Below are 18249 nucleotides of genomic sequence, written 5' to 3'. Positions count from 1 at the left end.
TTTCCGAACCACACCGGCGGCCGGAACCTGACCGGAAGCCAGTAGAAAACAGAGCAGAAGCCATGACGCAGATCAACACGCCCAAGCCCGGCCCGCGCCCGGACCGGAGCCCCTCTATCTCCCAGGACAGCGCTGCCGACGTTGCTGAGGAAGTCGGAACCGGTCCCGGCGGCGTGCCTCCGGTGGACGGTCCGGATTTGTCGCCGTCAGATGCTGCCGGCGCCGCGCCGACGGGGGACATCAGCGTGGTGACTGTGTCAGACGCCCAGGACCGGACCTCCGCCGGCTCGCTCTCCGCAGTGAATGGCGTGGTGCAGCCGGGCACGGCGACGGCGGCCATGCCCGTGGTGACCGCAGGACCGGGCATCGTCAGCCCCGGCGGAGCAGGCGCAGCCGCCGCGGATACCGGGGCGGCCGGCGTAGCCGCCGCCAATACCGAGGCAGTCGGCGCAGAGCCGGCAAATTCTGATGCAGCGGAACCTGCCATTCCCGCTGCGCCAGTCGCGGAGTCGCCGGCTGAAGAGGTGAAGGACCTCCCCGGCCGCCGGGAAAAACCCGAGGGACCTGAGCCGGCTGCCGCCCTGACCGCCGACCGGCTCCTGACCAGGACCGCGGCCGCTCCGGTCGCAGGCTGGCGCCGCTGGCTCTATCAGGCGACCTTGGGCTACGTGAACCTGGGCGATTCGGACCAGGTCCGCATCCAGCGGGCCATGGAGCACCGCATCGCCACGCGGCTGGGGGAGCGGACCCGGTACGTGCCGGTGCTCTCGCGCAAGGGTGGAGTGGGCAAGACCACCGTCACCACGCTGCTCGGCATGGTGCTGGCGGAGCTGCGGGAGGACCGGGTCATCGCCATGGATGCGAATCCGGACCGGGGCACGCTCTCGGACCGGTCGCCGGGCAGGGCTGATTTCACGGCCCGCCAGCTGGTGAAGGACAGGTTCACGGTGAACTCGTTCGCGCAGCTGTCCAACTACACGGCGCGGGATGGTTCACGCCTCGATGTGCTCGCCTCGGACACCGATCCCATGGTGGCACACGCCTTCGACGACGCCGACTACCGCGCCGTCACCGACATCCTGGGCCGGTACTACTCGATCGTGCTCACCGACTCGGGCACCGGCATGGTGCACTCGGTCATGAAGGGCACTTTGGAAAAGGCCGACGCCGTGGTCCTGGTCTCCGGCGGCAGCGTGGACGAGGCCCGGCTCGCGTCCGAAACGCTGTCCTGGCTGGAAGCCCACGGCCGCCAGGACCTCGTCGCCAAGGCAACAGTGGTCATCAACATGGCCGCCGGTAACCGCACCCTGGTCAACATCGACGAAATCGAGCAGCACTTCCTGTCCAGGGTCAAGAATGTGGTGCGGATTCCGCACGACCGGCACCTTGCGGAAGGCTCGCGGATCAGCCTCAGCCAGCTGAAGCCGGCCACCCGCGCCGCCGCCGTGGAGCTGGCCGCGCTGGTAGTGGACGAACTCCAGCAGTCCTGAGCTCCTGCTAGGCGCGGGTGGGTTTCGGCGACTTGTACATTTCCTCGATCACGCCTTCGAAGTCCTTCATGACCTGGGCGCGCTTGACCTTCATGGACGGGGTCAGGTGGCCGGAGGCTTCAGTGAAGTCGCTCGGCACGATCCGGAAGGACTTGATGGCCTCCGCCTGGGAGACCGACTGGTTGGCCTGGTTGATGAGCTCCTGCACGGCGGCCTTGACTTCGGCGTTGCCGGCGGCGTCGCCCAGGGAGGTGTCCGCGGGCAGGCCGTGACGCTGCAGCCAGCCCGGGAGGGCTTCCTCATCGAGCGTCACGAGGGCGCCGATGAAGGGGCGGTTGTCACCCACGACGAGGACCTGCGACACGAGCGCATCCGCCCGGATCTGGTCCTCGAGCAATGCGGGAACCACGTTCTTGCCGCCCGCGGTGACGATGATTTCCTTCTTCCGGCCGGTGATCAGCAAGTAGCCGTCGTCATCGAGTTGGCCGATATCACCGGTGCGGAACCAGCCGTCAGCGAACGACTCCGCTGTCAGGTCGGGGCGCTGGTAGTACCCGCGCATGACGCAGGCGCCCTTGACGAGGATCTCGCCGTCGTCGGCAATCCGGACACTGTTGCCTGGAATCGGGACGCCGACCGTGCCGATCTTGATCCGCTCCGGCGTGTTGACGCTGACCGGTGCCGTGGTTTCGGTGAGGCCGTAGCCTTCCAGGATCTGCAGTCCAATGCCCTGGAAGAAGTGGCCCAGACGCTCGCCGAGCGGGCCGCCGCCGGACACCGCGTGGGCCACCTCGCCGCCCATGGCGGCGCGGAGCCTGCCGTAGACGAGCTTGTCGAAGATCGCGTGCCTGAGCTTCAGGCCCAGGCCGGCGCCGCCTGCCTGCCGTGCCTGCGAGTAGGCGATGGCAGTCTCGGCGGCCTTGTGGAAGATGGCGCCCTTGCCGCCGTCCTCGGCCTTGGTGAGCGCCGAGTTGTAGACCTTTTCGAATACGCGCGGAACGGCAAGGATGAACGTCGGCTTATAGCTCTGCAGGTCGGGCAGCAGGTGCTTGATGTCGGGGGTGTGCGCCACGGTGACGCCTGCGGCAACGGCCAGGACTGAGATGAAGCGCGCGAAGACATGCGCCAGCGGCAGGAACATGATGGTCCGGGACTGCTCATTGACTATGCCGCTCAGTGAGGTGGCCAGGGCGTTCTCGGACAGTTCCACGAAGTTTCCGTGCGTGAGTTCGCAGCCCTTGGGCCGGCCCGTGGTGCCGGAGGTGTAAATGATGGTGGCAAGGTCGCGGAGCCCGGCGGAGCGCCGCCGTGCGTCGAGTTCCTCATGGCTGACGGCGGCTCCGGCTGCACGCAGGGCGGCGAGGCCGTCCCCCTCCAACTGCCACACGTGGGCCAGCGCCGTGAGCCCCTCCGTGGCTGCCGCCTGCCGGATGATGTTTTCGTGGTGGTCCGATTCGCCGAATGCGGCGACGGCGCCAGAGTCACCCAGGTTCCAAGCGACCTGGGAGGGCGATGACGTTTCGTAGATGGGAACGGAAACGCCACCTGCGAACCAGATGGCGAAGTCGATGAGTGCCCATTCATATCGGGTGCGGGACATGATGCCCACGCGGTCGCCTGCACCAACGCCGCTGGCGATGAGCCCCTTGGCGAGGACGGATACGTCGGCCAGGAATTCGTTGGCACGGATGTCCTGCCACTGACCGGCGGAATCGAGGCGCGAAAAGAGGGCAGGGTTGGAGGCCTTAGCTGCCTGGCGCAGTACGAGGTCCGTGATGTTGCTGTCCAGGGGTACGTTCGCCAAGGGCGGAACGCTGAATTCGCGCACGTTAGCTCCTTTGATATCCGTTGGCCGCAGCGGGTAGTCCTAACCTTAGTACGTCGCCCGTCTGAGGCCGGGAGGTGTAGGTTACCCGTCGGTAACTTTACGGCGGAGGGCCGGATGACGCCAGTTCAGCGCACGTGTCGCGTGTGTGTCGTAGCTGCGAAGACGCGCGACGGCGGCACCTAGAATGGGGGACTATGCAGCCCTCCCCGCCCAACGAGCAGCCAGTCCCGCCCATTGACTCAAGCCGGAGCGGCCTGGCCGGAGGATGGGCGTCCCGGCGCGGGGCGCTACGGCAGCCAGTGTCACGGCATTCGATGCCACGGCGCCCGGTAAAGGGATCCGGCGGACAGCGGGCCGGGCACCGCTTGTTCCGGCAGCAGCTGCGGCTGGGCCGCCGGGGCCTTGCCATCGGCATCGACATTGGCGGCACAAAAGTCGCGGCAGGGGTGGTGGACGCCGAGGGCCACATCCTGAGCGAGGCCCGGCGCTCCACGCCGGGAAGCGATCCGCGTGCCGTGGAGCGCGTCATCGTGGAACTCGTCGAGGAATTGAGCGCCGGTGCCCGGATCAGATCCGTGGGCATTGGCGCCGCCGGCTGGATGGATCTCGACGGCGGCACGGTGCTGTTCAGCCCGCACCTCGCCTGGCGGAACGAACCACTGCGCGAAAACCTGCAGCACTTGCTTCGCCGTCCCGTCATGCTCGTTAACGACGCCGATGCCGCGGCCTGGGCAGAGTGGCGCTTTGGTGCCGGGCAGGGGCAGGACCGGCTGGTCTGTATCACCCTCGGCACCGGCATCGGCGGAGCCATGGTCATGGACGGACACGTTGAGCGCGGCAGGTTCGGCGTGGCGGGGGAGTTCGGCCACCAGATCATCATGCCGGGCGGACACCGGTGCGAATGCGGCAACCGCGGATGCTGGGAACAGTACGCCTCAGGCAACGCCCTTGGCCGCGAGGCCCGGGAACTGGCGCTGGCGAATTCGCCGGTGGCCCAGGAACTTCTCAAGGCCGTGGACGGAAGCGCGGAGCGCATCACCGGAGCCACGGTGACCGAGCTGGCCATTGCCGGCGACGCCGCCTCCCGGGAGCTCCTCGAAGACGTCGGGAACTGGCTTGGGCTGGGGCTGGCCAACCTTGCCGCAGCCCTCGATCCGGGGAAGTTCGTAATCGGCGGCGGGCTTTGCGCGGCCGGCGAACTGCTGGTGGCCCCCGCACGCAAGGCCTTCGCCCGCAACCTCACCGGCCGCGGATTCCGCCCGGCCGCCGAAATCGACCTCGCCGCACTGGGGCCCAACGCCGGGCTGATTGGCGCTGCCGACCTCTCCCGCGCGGTCAGCCGCACGCACCGCTGACCGAAGCGTCAGACCCGGGCACCGTCGTCGTTCTCGTCCTTCTCCTGAGGCAGCTTCATGATCAGATACACCACGGCCGCGATGAAGATGACCACCATGCCCAGGATTGCCAGCAGCGGCGCAGAGCGCCAGAACATGGACGACAGGACCAGGGCAACCGGAGCACCCACGGCGCCCAGCCACGCCAGCATCGTCAGCGGGTCCGTGGCCGACAGCTTGGGCGGTTCCTCCGGGACGAACTCACCGTCGTCGTCCTCGATGCTGTAGTCCCGCGGATCCCCGGCGCCGGCCGGAACGTCGGCCTGCCCGGACCCGGCAGCCTTTTCACGCTCGGCGGCTTTGGCCTGCTCCGCAGCCTGCTGCCGCTCGGCGGCGGACAGCTCGCGGGGCGCCCGGGGAGCCAGGCCCAACGGATCGAAGTCGGTGAAATGCCTTGCAGCGCCTGCCGTGCCGGAACCGGAGTCCGACTGTTCCGCCGGAGCAGGGCCTGCTGCGCGGGCAGAACCAGATGCCGGTGCAGGGTTGGCGCCGTCGGGAGCGTCGCCTGCCCCGTCGCTGGCAGCGGCGCTGTGCCGGGGGCCGCCGTGATGGCGCGGAGAACCGGGCCCGGTGGATTCGCCGTCGCCGGGGACGGCGTCTGTATCCGGCACCGGGGTGTCAGCCGTGAGCCTGGCCACCAGGTCAAGCCAGACGGCGTCGTCCTGGTTGGCGCTCGGATCGGATGCATTCGAATCGGGCCTATTCATCGGTGGCGCCCTTCTGGCTGGCTGTCGCGGAGCCGGCGGTTCCCTGGCGGATGCCCGCCACTACGGAGCGGATGAAGTCCACTGAGCCGCTGAAGATCTGGTCGGCGTCGTGGTCCAGTGTGGCCACGTGGTAACTGTTGTCGAGCCGCGTGAGCTGCAGCGGGGCGTGGGTAAGCCCGCGCTGCAGGGCCATGATGCTGGAATCCGACACAACATGGTCCACCGTCGAGCGGAACACGCGCACCGGTGCCGTGATGCGTGGCAGCAGCCGGACCGTGTCCTTGAACATCTTATTCAGCTCGTGGGCCGCCGCCACCGGGGTCCGCGGATATGCGCCCTCGTCGACGCCCTGCTTCCGGATGTCGTTGGCGATGGCCGGCGTGCTCTTGAGGACCAGCTTGAGGATCCCGGCCAGCGGGGCCCGGCGGTCATCGATGACCAGGCCGGGGTTGACCACGATGGCTCCGGCGACGGGCCGGGTCGCGGCGAGGCGCAGTGCCAGGGCGCCGCCCATGGACAGGCCAGCGGCGAAGACGAGGTCGCACTCGGCCTCGAGCTCCAGGTACGCGGCGTCCATCGCACCGTGCCACTGTTGCCAGCGGCTGCGGGACAGCTCCTGCCAGGTGGTGCCGTGGCCCGGCAGCAGCGGCATCCTGACGGCAAAGCCGGCATCGGCAAAGGACTGGGCCCACGAACGCAGGCTGTGCGGACTCCCGGTGAACCCATGGGACAGGGCGACGCCGATGGACGGTCCCTCGCCGGTGAAGGCGCTGCTGAACGGGCTGTGATCGGGAACGGCGGTCATGACTTCTCCGACGGTATGTGGCTTCGGGAACGCACCTGGAAAAACCTCGCGGAAGACTCGAAAATTTCTTGGGCGTCCGTGTCCAGCGTAGCCACATGGCCGCTGTTCCGAAGCGGCACCACGTCGAGGGCTGCCGAGCTGAGGCGTTTCCGGATCAGGCTGAGCGAGCTCGGGGGCACCACCGCGTCATTGTCCGACTTGAAGACCAGCACCGGGGCGGTGATCCGCGGCAGTCCACGGGTGGCGGCAGCGAACAGCCGTTTCAACTGGTGAACCGCCGCCAGCGGCGTCAGGGAGTAATCGCCGTCGTCGGTGGCGGCCGCCGTCGCACTGTCCTCCGATATGGGGACGGTGGTTCTTTGAATGTACTTCAGCAGGCCTATGATCCGGACCCGCCGGTCGTAAAAGCTGAGGCCGGGATTGACGACGGCGACTCCCGCCACGGTGTGGCGGGATGCGGTGAGCAGGGCGATGGCACCGCCCATCGAGAGGCCGGCAACGTAGCAATCGTCGGTCCTGGCGGCCAGGTCCAGATATGCCGCTTCGAAGGCGCCGTGCCACTCCCGCCATCCTGTCCTGGCAAGATCCTGCCAGCTGGTCCCGTGCCCGGGGAGCAGCGGAACGGTGACGGCGAAGCCTTGCGCGGCCAGATATTCGGCCCAGGGCAGGATGCTGAGGGGGCTGCCGGTAAAGCCGTGCGAAATCGCGATTCCGATCCGCGCATTGGCTCCGTGTCCCGCGTAGCTGAAAGCGGCGGGCCTTGGGCGGTCGCTGCTTTCTGTCATGAAACCATCGTGTCACTGTTCCGGACAATTCTCACTAGAGTAGGGTTGCATTGCAGTGCCGCCGGGCCCTGTGAACGCCCCGGCGGTCGCCTTCCGGAGAGGTAAGACACGTGTTCTATTGGGTGATGAAGCGGATCTTCCTGGGACCGGTGGTCCGCACGCTTTTCCGGCCGTGGGTCAAAGGGCTGGACAACATTCCGTCCGAGGGTGCGGCCATTATTGCCTCCAACCACCTCTCATTTTCGGACTCGATCTTCATGCCGCTGATGGTGCCGCGGCCCGTCATTTTCCTGGCCAAATCCGAGTACTTCACGGGCACCGGGCTCAAGGGCCGGCTGACGGCCATGTTCTTCAGGCTGACCAACCAGCTCCCCATGGACCGTTCCGGCGGAGCGGCCTCGGCGGCCTCACTCGAGGCGGGCATGGACGTGCTGACCCACGGCGGGCTGCTGGGCATCTACCCCGAGGGCACGCGCAGCCCCGACTCGCGGCTGTACCGCGGGAAAGTGGGGGTGGCGCGGCTGGCGCTCCAGGCCGGCGTCCCCGTCATCCCCGTCGCGATGATCGGAACGGACAAGGTCCAGCCCATCGGGAAGCGGCTGCCGAACATCCGCCGCATCGGCATGATCTTCGGCAAACCGCTGGACTTCAGCAGGTATGCAGGCCTGGCCGACGACCGGCTGATCCAGCGGTCCGTCACGGACGAGGTCATGTACGAGCTCATGCGGCTCTCCGGACAGGAATACGTTGACGAGTACGCCTCGGTGGTCAAGCTCAGGCTGGCGGGTAAGTCGGGCGAAGAGCCGGGGGAGGCCGGTTCGTCCCGGTCAGCCTAGGCGCCCGTGCTGGCCCGCATCTGTGACGGCGCGGCCGGGCGGATGACAGTCCGGGTGTCCCGAATCCCGTCCGGCCATCTACTCTTAGTAGTGTGACTGAGCTATCTGCAAAACCTGCCTCTTCCCTGACCAGCACTTCACAGAGCGGTGCTGCCAACTATCCGGGACTCGACAACTGGCGGGACCTTCCCATCTCGCAGCAGCCGAGCTGGCAGGACTCCGAAGTCTTCAACGCATCCGTCAAAGAACTGTCGGCCCTCCCGCCGCTGGTTTTCGCGGGCGAGGTGGACATCCTGCGTGAGCGTCTCGCCGCCGCAGCCCAGGGCAAGGCCTTCCTCCTGCAGGGCGGTGACTGCGCCGAGACCTTTGAGGGCGCCACGGCGGACAAGATCAGTGCACGTGTGAAGACGATCCTGCAGATGGCGGTGGTCCTCACCTACGGTGCCGCGATGCCCGTCATCAAGATGGGGCGCATGGCCGGCCAGTTCGCCAAGCCGCGCTCCTCCAACGACGAAACCCGTGACGGCGTGACGCTGCCGGCCTACCGCGGCGACATCGTGAACGGCTACGACTTCACCCCCGAGTCGCGCGCCCACGACGCCAGCCGCATGCTGCGCGCCTACCACACCTCCGCTTCCACGCTGAACCTCATCCGCGCCTTCACCCAGGGCGGCTTTGCGGATCTCCGCCTGGTCCACACCTGGAACAAGGGCTTCACCGAGAACCCGGCCCACGCCCGCTACGAGTCCCTCGCGCGCGACATCGACCGCGCCATCAAGTTCATGGCATCCTGCGGCGCCGACTTCGAAGCCCTCAAACGGGTCGAATTCTTCGCCAGCCACGAGGCCCTCCTGCTCGACTACGAGCGTGCCCTGACCCGCATCGACTCCCGCACCGGCCTGCCCTACGGCACCTCGGGCCACTTCCTGTGGATCGGCGAGCGTACCCGCGAGCTGGACCACGCCCACGTGGACTACCTGTCCCGGGTCCGTAACCCGATCGGCGTCAAGCTGGGCCCGTCCACGTCCGGTGACGACGCCCTGCGCCTCATCGACAAGCTGGATCCCAACCGCGAGCCCGGCCGGCTCACGTTCATCACCCGCATGGGTGCCGGCAACATCCGCGAGAAGCTCCCGTCGCTCGTTGAGAAGGTCACCGCCTCCGGTGCCCAGGTCCTGTGGGTCACAGACCCGATGCACGGCAACACCGTAACCTCACCCAACGGGTACAAGACCCGGAATTTCGACGACGTCATCGACGAGGTGCGCGGGTTCTTCGAAGTGCACCACAGCCTGGGGACGGTTCCGGGTGGCCTGCACGTCGAGATGACCGGGGACGACGTGGCCGAGTGCCTCGGCGGCGCCGACCCCATCGACCAGGAAGCCTTCCTTGACCGCTACGAGTCGGTCTGCGACCCCCGCCTGAACCACATGCAGTCGCTGGAGATGGCGTTCCTCGTGGCGGGCGCGCTCACCCGCAGGTAAGCGGTGCTGCTGCTCACCTGACTGCGCAAAGAAAGACCGGCGCCGGGGATTCTCCGGCACCGGTCTTTTGTTGTCGTCCGGGCTACACCACGGTGAGAGTGACGACCGAGCCTTCGGGCACCTCGGTATCCACGGGATCCTGGTCCCGCACCGTGCCGAAGAAGCCGCCGAGGATTTCATTGACGCGGACTTGGAACCCGCGCTTCTCAAGGGCTTCGCGGGCCTCGCGGGCCTGCTTGCCGATGTAATTGGGCACCTTGACGAGCTTGGGACCCTCGGAAATCGTCAGGGTGACGGTTTGGCCCCTGGTCAGCGTTCCCGAAGCAGGCTCCTGGCTGACCACGGCGCCCTTCGGAACGTCCTTGTCGTGCACCGTTTCTTCGGCGAACACGGCTTTCAAGCCGGCGGCTTCGATGGCACGGAAGGCCGCGTCCTGGTCCTGCCCGCGCACGTCCGGCACCGGGATGGGCTGCGGGCCTTTCGAAACGGTGAGGCTAACCGGGGTGCCATGCCTTACGGGCGTCCCCGACGCCGGAGCCTGGCCAAGCACCGTGCCGGCCGGCACTTCCTCGTCGAACTTTTCGGTGACCTTGCCCAGCGCCATCCCGGCGCCGTTAAGTGCTTCCTTGGACGCATCGAGCGTCTTGCCGGTCAGTTGCGGCAGGGGAAACAGCTGCGGTCCCTTGGACACGAACAGCGAGACCTGCTGGAATTTGCGGATTTCCGTACCGGCGTCCGGCTCCGATCCCACCACGAGCCCTGCCTTCACGTCGTCGTCGAACACGTCCCGCGTGCTGGACTGGAAACCTGCGTCACGGAGCAGCTGCTGCGCCTCCGCCACGGTCCGGTTCGCCACTGCCGGCACGGTGCCGGGGGAACCGGGTCCCATGCCGAAGAACCACCCCGCCCCCGTGGCCAGCAGCGCGAGGATCACGAGGACCACAATCCAGAGCGCCCCCCGCCGCCGGGAATTCCCCTCCCGGAGCGCGCGGACGGGAGTGGCAGCGGCGCGCGACCGTTCCCTCTGTTCGTGGCGGTCCAGCTTCCGCTGCTCCCGCTTGCTCAAAGGGAGCGGGGCAGCCTCCCTGTCATCGTCATCGAATCTGTAGGGAGGCAGGACCGGCCTGGGGTTCGATGCGGCGGGCGCGGAAAACACGGTGGTCGGGTTGCTGGTGCGTGAAATGACTTCGGTCGGGCGTGCCGGTCCGGCATTATCGCCGTGAATGGGCGCCAGCAGCTCCGTGTGGTTTGCCTGGTTTTCCTGGCCGGCCGGGTTTCCCTGCATGCCGGACGGCTTCCGGGCAGGGGCAGGTGGCGCGCTCATGCCGCGCGGACCGGCGTCGGGAGCCGTGCCGGCCGCCGCAGCCGCCTGCACCGCTGCCGGGGGCTGCAGATCCAGTTCGGCGTCGGTGAGGTTGGTCCGGATATGGCGGAGTTCCGCCAGCAGGGCGTTGCCGTCCACCGGCCGCTGCTCGGGGTCGCTGGCGGTGCACCACTGCACGAGTTCGTCCACTTCCCCGGCGAGCCCCGGAACCAGGCCTGAGGGAGCACCCACGGCGGAGTTCACGTGCTGGTAGGCCACCTGGATGGGGACTTCGCCGTCGAACGGCTGGCGGCCCGTGAGCATCTCGAACAGCATGATGCCGGTGGAGTAGATGTCGCTTCGCGCGTCGGCCGGCTTGCCGAGGACCAGTTCGGGGGAGAGATATGCCACGGTGCCGATCAGGGCGCCTGTGCTGGTTGACGTCGTCACGGCCCGCGCAAGGCCGAAATCGCCGATCTTGATCCTGCCGTCGTCGGCGATCAGGACGTTCTCCGGCTTGACGTCGCGGTGGATGAGCCCGGCGGCATGGGCGGCCCCCAGGCCTTCCACCACCGGATCGATGAGTGCCAGGGCGAGCCGGGGGGACAAGGCGCCCTTGCTGTTGATCACATCGCGGAGGGTATGCCCCCTGATGTACTCCATCACGAGGTAGGCGGTGTCTCCGTCGTGCCCCTGGTCGAGGACGCCCACCACATGCGGGTGTGAGAGCTTCGCGGCTGCCCGTGCTTCGCGGGCCAGGCGGTCGAGGAAGTTGCCGTCGTTGACAAGGTGCGGATGCAGGACTTTCAGGGCGACATCACGGTCCAGCCGCTGGTCCGTGGCCACATAGACGGTGGACATCCCGCCCCGCGCCAATCTGGACTTCACGTGGTAGCGGTTGTCCACCAGCGACCCGACGAGACTGCCTAAAGCGTTTTCCTGCACTCTTCGATACTAAGTGCTGCACGGAAACGGGTCCGAATCAACATGCGATCCGGACCCGTATCGTTATGCTCCCAGGGGCCAGGGTCTCCCGGCGCCGGCTGCAGTTGAGGAGCTCAGCTGAAGGCCTTGCGGTGTGCCTTGATGGCTGCGACGTAGTGCTTGGTGTCTGTGTACATGCCGTGCTTGTTGACCGAGTACTGGCCCTGGTAGTAGCCGGCGATGGCGTAGTCCAGGTTCTTGCTGGTCCGGATCAGCTGGCGGATGATCGCGATTCCTGCGGTGGCGTTGTCGTACGGGTCAAGCAGGTTCAGCTTCCGGCCCACGAGGTCGGATGCCCATTCGCCGGAGGAAGGGATGACCTGCATGGTGCCGATGGCGTTGGCCGGTGACACCGCACGCTGGTTGAACCCGGATTCCTGGTACGCGAAGGCCTGCGCCAGTGCCGGATCGACGCCCATCCGCCGTGCCGTGTCGGCCACGATGGACTGCATCTGGGCGAGCGAGGGAACCGGCGAGGCGTTGAGCAGGGCCTTGTTCTTGTTGGCCGAGCTGACCACGGCTGCCGGGTAGGTGTAGCCGAGGAAGGAGCTGGGCACGAGCGGCGTGACGCTGGATGCCGGCTGGACGGCGCTGGCCTTCCCGGGGATGGCGAGGTTCTGGCCCGGGTAGATGATGCTGGTGACGTTCAGCCGGTTCGCCGACAGGATGTCCGCGAGCCTGACGCCGTGCCTTGCTGCGATGCCGGACAACGTGTCGCCTGACTTGATGACGTAGGAGGCTGAGCGGGTGGCGGCCGGTGCTGCCGTCTTGGCTGGAGCCGCTGCAACAGCGGTGCCGGCGCCCAGGCGGATTTTCTGGCCCGGGTAGATGATGCTGGTGACCTTCAGCCCGTTCCAGCTGAGCACCTGGGAGAGCCTGACGCCGTGCCGCCCGGCGATGCCGCCCAGCGTGTCGCCTGACTTGACCGTGTAGGTTCGTGCAGCGGTCGCGGCGGGCGCCGCAGTGGTCCGGGCGGCCGGAGCCGAGGCGGTCTTCAGCTTGATCCGCTGCCCCGGGTAGATCACGGAGTTCGACTTCAGGTTGTTGAGCTTCAGCACGGCAGTGGTGCTCAGCCCGTACCGGCCGGCGATGCCGCTGACCGTGTCCCCGCGGACCACAGTGTGGGCCGTCGGAGTGACGCGGGTGGGCTGAAGCCCCGCCGGGATCGCGGCCGGCACGGAGGCCGCCGGGATGATGCCCGCCTTGACTGCTGCTGCCTGGGCCTCGATGGCAGCGGCGAGGGTCGCGGGAACGGTTTTGGGCTGGGTATCGGCCGCGGCAGGCTGGGCGACCGCAAGGGAGGAAAGCATGACGGCAGGGAGCGTGGCCGTCGTGGCCGCGATCAGGGGCAGGCCCGGCCGGGGTGGCTGCTTGGTGGAGCGGGTCGTCGTCATGGGAAAGATCCTCTTCTCAGCGGCGAATGCTGTCGGTCATGCCAGTTGCTCGTGATACCAATGTTACTGAAGTTAATCGTGTTGCGAATGTTATCTATGTGAATCTCTCACGATTTCCCGGTTAGCACAAGAATTGGATTTGAGCCGGAAAATCTGTCCGGCTGGGAGTGTCGCGCCCGAAAACGGAGCGTGAGCGCACGCGCCCTGTTTCGACTAGGCTCGCAGGCGCCCGCCGTGGCAACCTTGACCCGTGAGTACTGTAGAAACCCTCGTAGGCGACTGGCTGCCCTTGCCCGACGTCGCCCAGTTGCTGGATGTGTCCATTACCAAAGTCCACGGGCTCCTAGACGAGCGGGCGCTGGCAGCCCTGCGGATTGGCGAGCGCCGGATCCGTTCGGTGCCCGCGGCCTTCATCCAGGACGGCCACGTTGTGGACAGCCTCAAGGGCACGATTGTGGTGCTGGCAGACGCAGGCTTCTCGGACGAAGAGCTTATCGTCTGGCTCTTCACGCCTGACGATTCACTGCGCGGGCGCCCTATTGATGCGCTCCGCGACGGCCGCAAGACCGAAATCCGCCGTCGGGCGCAGTTGCTGGCTTGGTAAATCACCCCGCCTGGTAATACGAACCCAGCCTGGTAACCAACCAACCCGGCAAAACGGGCCGGGCCAGCCGATTAGGCGGCCCGGCTCACTGTCGCCTCAGCAAGCCGGCGCAGCGCGGTTTTGGGGAGGTCTTCCAGCGGCAGCAGCTCGAGTGCCGCGTACGCCGCATCACCAAACTCCCCGATCAGCACTTCCGTGGCCTGCAGTGCCCCGCAGTCGGCAATGATCCGGCGGATCTCGGCCACGTCGTCCTCGCCCAGGTCGGGGCTGCCGAGCTTTGAGTCGATGAACGCGGATTCCTTGGGAGTGGCCATGTCCAGGGCAAAGGCCACGAGGACGGTCCGCTTGCCCTCCCGGAGATCGTCTCCCGCGGGCTTGCCGGTGGTGACCGGGTCGCCGAAGACGCCCAGCACGTCGTCGCGAAGCTGGAAAGCCTCGCCCAGGGGGAGCGCGAAGGCGGAGTAGCCCCTGAGCAGTTCGTCTGAGGCACCGCCGAGCGCCCCGCCCAGGGCGAGCGGATGCTCCGTCGAGTACTTGGCCGACTTGAAGCGGATGATCGACTGGGCGCGGCTGACGGCCCCGGCGCGGTCGCGCACCGGCCCGGCCACCTCTTCGAGGATGTCCAGGTACTGCCCGGCCATGACCTCCGAGCGCATCAGGTTAAAGATCAGCCGTGCCCTGCTTCCTGAGGCCGCCGTTTCGCCGATGTCGGTGAAGGCTTCCTCACTGAAGGACAGGCAGAGGTCGCCGGCGAGAATGGCAGCCGCGTGGCCGAAGCGTTCGCTGTCCAGGGCCCAGCCCTGGGACTCATGGAGCTGGCTGAACCGGCGGTGCACGCTGGGCCCGCCCCTGCGGGTGTCCGACCGGTCGATGATGTCGTCGTGGATCAGGGCGGCAGCCTGGAACAGCTCAAGCGCCGCGCCGGCCGTGACGATGTCCTCGGCGGAGGCAGGGCCGCCGGCTCCACGCCATCCCCAGTAGCACATGAGGGCGCGCAGCCGCTTTCCGCCGGTGACCAGGTTGGAGATGGATCCCATGATGGGATCGATGTCCGGCGAGATTGCCGTCATGATTGACTGCCGGGTCGTCAGGAAGTCTGTGAGCTTTCCCGCTACGGCGGCCACGAAGTCCGCCTGCTCCACGCGAAGCTGCTCGGCCACCATCACTTGACCGACTCGGGCGTCACGTTGGCCCCGATGGTGAAGGTGGAAACCCCGCCGGTTGCCGGGACTGCGATGTTAACTGTCTCGCTTCCAGCCCGCACGAAATCCTTGGACGCAACGCTGCCCACCGTGTTGCCGGGAACGGCCTTGAAACCCTGTGCCTCCAGGGCCTTGGTGTAATAGGCGACGACGGCGGCCGGCTTGGCCGCTGTTGAACCCACCAGTGCGGCGGTGGCCGGAGTTGTCGCCTTGTCGAAACTGCTGGCCACCACCTTTGACCCTGGCATCACGGGAAGAAGCTTTGACGGGAAGCCGGCGACGAGCGCCCCCACTGTGGCTGATGTGCCCGGCGTTGCGCTCGGGCTGGCGGTTGCGGTCGCGGACGCCGTGGCGGTCGCCGTGTTGGTTGCCGCAGCAGGGGCGGAGGCAGGTGCCGTCGCGGGTGTTGCGGAACCGGGTGCCTGTGCCGTGCACGCTGACGCCGCCGCCACTACGGCCACTCCAGCGGCGACCAGCCCGATGCGGGCAGGCATGAGCGTTCCAATGACCTTCACAGGTGCGGTCCTCCTGGGTGTTGATGCCGGATTCAGCCTCCAGTTTAGTCAGGTGCAGGGCATAAGATTGCAGATGTGCGGCCGGACGAAGACAGAGAGCAGACGGAAGCGCGGTTGCGGGACCTTCGGCGGGCGAGCATCATGCACGTCGACATGGACGCGTTTTTTGTCTCGGTTGAACTCCGTGACCGCCCTGCCCTGCGCGGCCGTCCGGTCATCGTGGGCTTCCCGGCGGAGCGCTCCGTGGTGCTGTCCGCTTCGTATGAGGCGCGCAGGTTCGGCGTGAAATCCGCGATGCCCATGGCCGTTGCCCAGCGGCTGTGTCCGCAGGCCAACATCATCGAGCCCAGACACAAGCTGTACTACGAGGTGTCCGGCCAGCTGATGGCCATATTCGAGTCCATCACGGAGCTCGTTGAGCCACTCAGTGTTGACGAGGCATTCCTGGACGTGGGGGGCGCCATCCGCAGACTCGGTGCGCCCCTGGACATCGGACAGCTGATCCGGCGGAGGGTTGCCAGCGAACTGGGCATCACCGCGTCCGTCGGGATCGCCGCCAGCAAGTTCGTGGCCAAGATCGCCTCCACCCGGTGCAAGCCGGACGGCCTGCTGCTCATCCGGCCGGAGCAGACTGTACCGTACCTTCACAGCCTGCCGGTCAATGCCCTGTGGGGTGTTGGGGGAAAGACTGCGGAGGTGCTGGCCCGCATGGGAATCCGCACCGTGGCGGATGTCGCCGCGACGCCTGTCTCCTCGCTCAGGAAGGTGCTGGGCGCCACTGGCGAGCACGTCCACCGGCTCTCCTGGGGCCTCGACAGCCGGACGGTCACCCCGGTGCGGGTTGAGAAAAGCATCGGAGCGGAGGAAACGTTCGCGGCGGACACGGCGGACGATGCCCTGCTGCACCGGGAGCTGCTGCGGCTTTCCCACCGCACCGCCGAGCGGCTCCGCGCGTCCGGGCTGGTGGCCCGGACGGTGGCGCTCAAGCTGCGGTACGCCGATTTCTCCACCGTGACCCGAAGCCGTACGGTCCACACGCCGCTGGACAGCGCCCAGCTCATCTATGCCGTGGTCATCCAGCTGCTGGAGTCACTGGGCAGCCGGCCCCTGACTGTCAGACTGGTGGGTGTACGCGCGGAGCAGCTGGAACCGGCCGCCCAGACCTCCCTTCAGCTGAGCCTGGACAGGCGTGATGACAACTGGCGGGCCGCTGAACAGGCCCTGGACAAGGTGGCGGAAAAATTCGGCAGCAGGTCCGTGCTTCCGGCCCGGTTGCTCGAGCCGGGGAGCGGCAGTTCCTGACGTGTTTCGGCCTGACGTGATTCCGGCGCCATTCGCCTCCGCGGGAAAACGTGTTCATAGCCGCAGATCCGTGTCAGTTCCAGGCCCAGGACACTGTTGCCGCCCGTGAACAGCGTCTTTCAGAACAGCGCCCAACAAACTATCCTTATAGATACAAAGATTTCGAACGTCTGGACATGTGTGGATCACCTGACCCGCCGCGTCAGTATGCTTGAATTCCTGAATCTGCCGAGGTTGGCAGGCCGGGAACCTGGATGGCATGCCGGTCGTTGACGAGGCAGGAACAACCGGTTCCGACCTGTCTGGACGTTGGCCTACTTAAGGAGGTCGTGATGCCGCTCTCGGAGCACGAACAGAAGCTGCTCGAGCAACTCGAGAGGCAACTGCATGAGGACGATCCCAAGTTTGCCAATTCCATGGGCTCGGACCCCGGCCGCAGCTGGTCCACCCGGCACATCGTAATTGGCGTACTGGCCACGCTGGCCGGGGTGCTGCTCCTCCTGGTGGGGGTCTCCCTCCAGAACATATTCGTAGGGGTCCTCGGGTTCGTCGTCATGGGTGCCGGAGTTTACTTTGCCACGATGCGCAGCGTTGCGGCCGGCAAAGCAAAGGCTGGCGGCCATGGCCGCAAGTCGAAGAGCAAGAGCTCCTTTATGAACAGCCTCGAAGAACGATGGGACGAAAGGCGCCGCGGGGAGTCCTGAGCCAGCGCTCCACTTCCCACCACCTCCACTTCGTACCACCCTCCACATCGCACCACCGGCTAGATCCCGGTGGGCACCAATAGTCCAGGAATGACCCGCTGCGGCGGGTCATTCGGCTTTAAGCTGCGGATTTCGGCTCGGAACCGTGTTTCCCTCCGTAACCCCGCCCTGGCTGCCACCGAATGGCGGGGCAATTCCCCTCCACTTTCCACCCCCGGCCAAAATCCCCGCCATTCCGCGGATAAATGTTTATCCAAGCTGCAGAGAAATGCCCGCGCCGCGTTGACTGTGGGGAGAAGTGGAGTAAAGTGGAGCGCGTAAGAGGGTGGTGGCAGCGCGGGGGTTGTTCGGCTTCTGACGGCAGACGGGCGGTGGGACGTGTTCCTTGGGACACACTCGCCGCGTCTTGACGAAAAGGGCAGAATCATTCTTCCCGCCAAGTTCCGTGAGGAGCTTGCCGGCGGACTTGTTCTCACGCGAGGCCAGGAGCGCTGCATCTACGTTTTCAGCGAGCAGGAATTCGCGAGAGTACACGAGCAGATCCGGGAGGCTCCGATCTCCAACAAGCAGGCTCGTGACTACATCCGGATTTTTCTCTCTGGAGCCTCGGACGAGGTACCTGACAAGCAGGGGCGCGTGACCATACCTCCCGCGCTCCGGGAGTACGCAGGGCTCGGCAGGGAGTTGGCTGTTATTGGGGCCGGCACCCGGGCTGAGATCTGGGACGCCCAAGCTTGGAATGCGTACCTGGCGGAGAAGGAAACCTCCTTCTCCGAAACCGACAACCCCATCGCCGGCATCCTTTAGGCCGGCCCGAACCCAGTTCGTTTCTTGGTCGAGATCTCCAGCCGCCCATCCTTGTCGGCTACCTGGCTCACTTCCCCGGAGCCAGGCAGCGCGGAGGATAGGCGC

The 18249-nt window shown here is 66.7% G+C and carries 16 protein-coding genes; 8 read left to right on the top strand and 8 right to left on the bottom strand.

The genetic code is table 11. The annotated features are described in order from the left end of the window. Positions 1-62 precede the first annotated feature (62 nt). On the top strand, positions 63-1490 hold the full coding sequence (locus tag ABIE00_RS15720; RefSeq protein ID WP_354261706.1) for a nucleotide-binding protein: 1428 nt from the start codon (positions 63-65) through the stop codon (positions 1488-1490). Between the two features lie 7 nt (positions 1491-1497). Here ABIE00_RS15720 and ABIE00_RS15715 read toward each other — a convergent pair whose 3' ends face one another. Beyond that, positions 1498-3318 carry an AMP-dependent synthetase/ligase gene (locus ABIE00_RS15715; RefSeq protein WP_354261705.1) on the bottom strand — a complete coding sequence of 607 codons (1821 nt, stop codon included), beginning with the start codon at positions 3316-3318 and terminating at the stop codon, positions 1498-1500. Between the two features lie 314 nt (positions 3319-3632). On the opposite strand from ABIE00_RS15715, the gene ABIE00_RS15710 reads away from it, so the two are divergent. Next, positions 3633-4673, top strand: a complete 1041-nt coding sequence (locus tag ABIE00_RS15710; RefSeq protein WP_502914288.1) for an ROK family glucokinase — start codon at positions 3633-3635, stop codon at positions 4671-4673. A gap of 8 nt (positions 4674-4681) precedes the next feature. Here the strand turns inward: ABIE00_RS15710 and ABIE00_RS15705 are convergent, their stop codons facing one another. Genes ABIE00_RS15705 through ABIE00_RS15695 form a run of 3 tightly spaced genes read right to left on the bottom strand, consistent with a single transcriptional unit; the run spans position 4682 to position 7009 of the window. Then, positions 4682-5419, bottom strand: a complete 738-nt coding sequence (locus tag ABIE00_RS15705) for a hypothetical protein (protein ID WP_354261703.1) — start codon at positions 5417-5419, stop codon at positions 4682-4684. Continuing rightward, positions 5412-6224: an alpha/beta hydrolase gene (locus ABIE00_RS15700; RefSeq protein WP_354261702.1), complete on the bottom strand. Its 813-nt coding sequence runs from the start codon at positions 6222-6224 to the stop codon at positions 5412-5414. The genes ABIE00_RS15705 and ABIE00_RS15700 overlap by 8 nt, the downstream gene beginning before the upstream one ends. Further along, the gene (locus ABIE00_RS15695; RefSeq protein WP_354261701.1) at positions 6221-7009 is read right to left on the bottom strand and encodes an alpha/beta hydrolase; all 789 of its coding nucleotides are present in this window, start codon (positions 7007-7009) and stop codon (positions 6221-6223) included. Before ABIE00_RS15695 ends, ABIE00_RS15700 begins: the two co-directional genes overlap by 4 nt. Before the next feature lie 110 nt (positions 7010-7119). Between ABIE00_RS15695 and ABIE00_RS15690 the strand changes: the two genes are divergently transcribed. Both ABIE00_RS15690 and ABIE00_RS15685 read left to right on the top strand, forming a co-directional pair. Next, entirely contained in the window at positions 7120-7845 is a 726-nt protein-coding gene (locus ABIE00_RS15690; RefSeq protein ID WP_331573545.1) for a lysophospholipid acyltransferase family protein, read from the top strand. A 92-nt stretch (positions 7846-7937) separates the two neighbouring features. Then, a complete protein-coding gene (locus tag ABIE00_RS15685) occupies positions 7938-9329 on the top strand; it encodes a class II 3-deoxy-7-phosphoheptulonate synthase (RefSeq protein WP_331573543.1) in 1392 nt (463 codons plus the stop codon). Between the two features lie 82 nt (positions 9330-9411). Here ABIE00_RS15685 and ABIE00_RS15680 read toward each other — a convergent pair whose 3' ends face one another. Together ABIE00_RS15680 and ABIE00_RS15675 are read right to left on the bottom strand one after the other, a co-directional pair. Beyond that, positions 9412-11577 carry a Stk1 family PASTA domain-containing Ser/Thr kinase gene (locus ABIE00_RS15680; protein WP_354261700.1) on the bottom strand — a complete coding sequence of 722 codons (2166 nt, stop codon included), beginning with the start codon at positions 11575-11577 and terminating at the stop codon, positions 9412-9414. A 113-nt stretch (positions 11578-11690) separates the two neighbouring features. Continuing rightward, positions 11691-13010 (bottom strand): LysM peptidoglycan-binding domain-containing protein, encoded by a 1320-nt coding sequence (locus ABIE00_RS15675; protein WP_354261699.1) that lies wholly within the window; start codon positions 13008-13010, stop codon positions 11691-11693. A gap of 250 nt (positions 13011-13260) precedes the next feature. Between ABIE00_RS15675 and ABIE00_RS15670 the strand changes: the two genes are divergently transcribed. Next, positions 13261-13614 carry an Rv2175c family DNA-binding protein gene (locus ABIE00_RS15670; protein ID WP_331573537.1) on the top strand — a complete coding sequence of 118 codons (354 nt, stop codon included), beginning with the start codon at positions 13261-13263 and terminating at the stop codon, positions 13612-13614. Between the two features lie 71 nt (positions 13615-13685). Here ABIE00_RS15670 and ABIE00_RS15665 read toward each other — a convergent pair whose 3' ends face one another. Next, positions 13686-14780 (bottom strand): polyprenyl synthetase family protein, encoded by a 1095-nt coding sequence (locus tag ABIE00_RS15665; protein WP_414640538.1) that lies wholly within the window; start codon positions 14778-14780, stop codon positions 13686-13688. Next, the gene (locus ABIE00_RS15660; RefSeq protein ID WP_354261698.1) at positions 14777-15331 is read right to left on the bottom strand and encodes a hypothetical protein; all 555 of its coding nucleotides are present in this window, start codon (positions 15329-15331) and stop codon (positions 14777-14779) included. Before ABIE00_RS15660 ends, ABIE00_RS15665 begins: the two co-directional genes overlap by 4 nt. 141 nt (positions 15332-15472) lie before the next feature. On the opposite strand from ABIE00_RS15660, the gene dinB reads away from it, so the two are divergent. The 3 genes from dinB to mraZ all read left to right on the top strand — a co-directional run bounded on the left by dinB (position 15473) and on the right by mraZ (position 18144). Then, positions 15473-16633: a DNA polymerase IV gene (dinB, locus tag ABIE00_RS15655; protein WP_502914287.1), complete on the top strand. Its 1161-nt coding sequence runs from the start codon at positions 15473-15475 to the stop codon at positions 16631-16633. A gap of 332 nt (positions 16634-16965) precedes the next feature. Next, positions 16966-17337 carry an SCO2097 family morphological protein gene (locus tag ABIE00_RS15650; protein ID WP_102973963.1) on the top strand — a complete coding sequence of 124 codons (372 nt, stop codon included), beginning with the start codon at positions 16966-16968 and terminating at the stop codon, positions 17335-17337. A gap of 378 nt (positions 17338-17715) precedes the next feature. Continuing rightward, entirely contained in the window at positions 17716-18144 is a 429-nt protein-coding gene (gene mraZ, locus ABIE00_RS15645; protein WP_354261696.1) for a division/cell wall cluster transcriptional repressor MraZ, read from the top strand. Positions 18145-18249: the final 105 nt, after the last annotated feature.

Source organism: Arthrobacter sp. OAP107, assembly GCF_040546765.1.
Lineage (GTDB): Bacteria > Actinomycetota > Actinomycetes > Actinomycetales > Micrococcaceae > Arthrobacter.
This window is presented reverse-complemented; position numbering and strand designations above follow the sequence as displayed.